Origin of the sequence: Mycobacterium talmoniae (assembly GCF_001854525.1) — a bacterium.
In the GTDB taxonomy this organism is placed as follows: domain Bacteria; phylum Actinomycetota; class Actinomycetes; order Mycobacteriales; family Mycobacteriaceae; genus Mycobacterium; species Mycobacterium talmoniae.
On the sequence record NZ_MLQM01000319.1, the window covers coordinates 1 to 1,973 of the forward strand.

Annotated in this window: 2 protein-coding genes; both read left to right on the forward strand. The window is 69.4% G+C overall.

The annotated features are described in order from the left end of the window. Window positions 1-209: response regulator transcription factor (locus tag BKN37_RS27000; RefSeq protein WP_131823723.1), on the forward strand; the 209-nt coding region annotated here is incomplete at its 5' end. Between the two features lie 137 nt (window positions 210-346). Beyond that, on the forward strand, window positions 347-1,973 hold a 1,627-nt coding region (locus BKN37_RS27005), incomplete at its 3' end, for an AAA family ATPase (RefSeq protein ID WP_131823724.1).

Consider the following 1,973-nt stretch of genomic DNA (forward strand, 5'->3'; position numbering starts at 1 on the left):
TGGCCGCGGCGCGGCCGTTGCCGATCACCGAGCGGGAGCGCGAGATCGCCACCCTGGTGGCGTCGGGGTGGTCGAATCGTCAGATCGCGGATCGGCTGATCGTGTCGGTGCGCACCATCGACGGGCACCTGTACCGGATTTTCGCCAAACTCGGCATCAACACCCGCGAGCAGCTCATCGATCTCCTCAAACCGGATCACCCCAGCTAACGCCGCGGCGCCCGCAACCCGTTGAACGCCCCTTGGGCTCGGGGACCCCAGCGTAAAATCTGGGCGCGGAGCGGTGACCCAGCACCCTGGGGGTTCCGATGTACGCCGAGTCCAGACGCGCCTCGGACTGGCCGATAGTGGCTCGCGACGACGAATTGCGTCGCGCGTTGAGTGCATTCGGCGGCGACACGCAACGTCGCGGGGTGGTGTTGGTGGGGGAATCCGGGGTCGGCAAGTCGACCCTGGCCCGCGCGCTCGCCCGCACCCTGGAATCGGAGCGGCACACCGTGCGGTTCGTGCTGGGCACCGAGGCGGGCCGGGCCGTACCACTGGGCGCGTTCTCGCGGTCGGTGACCGTCGACGGCCCGGCCGCCCCCGCCACCATGCTGGCCGCTGCCCACAAGACCTTGGAGCGGGAAGAGAACCTCGTCCTCGTCGTCGACGACGCCCAGTTGCTCGACCCGCTGTCGGCGTCGCTGGTCTACCAGCTGGCGGCCGGGGGCGCGGCCCGGTTGATCACCACGATCCGCTCCGGGGAGGCCGTGGCCGACGCGGTGACCGCATTGTGGAAAGAGCAACTGCTGCACCGCATGGAGATCACCGCGTTCAGCCGGGCACAAACCGAGGAACTTGCCCGCGCGGTGCTCGGCGGCGCCGTCAACAGCCAGCTGGTCGACGAGCTGTACCGCCGGACCGCGGGAAATGTGTTGCTGCTGCGCGGTCTACTGAGCGCCGGTCGGGACAGCGGCGTGCTGGTGCGCACCGAGACCGGGTGGCGACTTCACGGCCCGTTGCACGGCGACGACGAACTCAACGACCTGCTGGAGTTCCGGCTACGCTCCCTGGCCCCGGAGGAATTGGAGGCGGTGGAGATTCTGGCGACCGGGGAGCTGGTGGACTGGGAGGTGCTGCGCGGGCTGTGCGACGCCGACGCGGTGGCCCGCCTGGAGCGCCGTGGCCTGATCCAGCTGCTTGTCGACGGGGCCGGTGCCGTGGCGCAGTTAAATCACCCCATCGTGGGCGAGGCGGCGATCCGGCTGGCCGGAGCGGTGCGGTCACGACAACTCAATACCGTGCTGGCCCAAGCTTTTCTGAAGCATCTGCGAGCCGGGGGCAAGCGCCTGAGGTTGCCCGATGTGCGCGGCCGGATCCGGCTGGCCCAGTTCATGATGCGCAGCGACATGCCGCCGGACCTAAACGTGATCACCGATGCGGCGCAAAGCGCGATGACCGTCTCGAATTTCGCTTTTGCCGAGGAGCTGAGCCGGTTCGCGTTCGAGCGCGGCGGTGGTCTGCCGGCGGCGCTGGTGCTGGGTGAGGCACTCAGTTGGCTGGGCCGCGGCGATGAGGCCGAGGCGGTGCTCGGCGGTGTCGAACCCGACGCGGGCAATGAGCTGCTGACCGCGCGGTGGGGCTGCGTGCGGGCCATGAACCTGTTCTTCGATTGCGGGCGGGTCGACGACGCGCGAGCGGTGATCGCGAACGTGAAGCCTCGGGTCGATTCGGCGGCGCTGGTTGGTCTGGTCTCGGCCCTGGAGCTGTCGTTTGCGTGCCTGTCCGGCGACGTTGTGACGACCGCCGATGCGGGGCTGGCGCTGTGCGGCTCGGATCTGCCGTTGGCCACGATGTGGGCGGCCATGCCCACGTGTTGGGCGCTGGCGCTCACCGGGCGCTTTGGCGAAGTGGATCGGGTCACGGGTGCGTGGCGGCGGGCGGCCGCACACGTCGAACCGGGGGTCGAGCAGTTCATCATCGGGTTGGGGG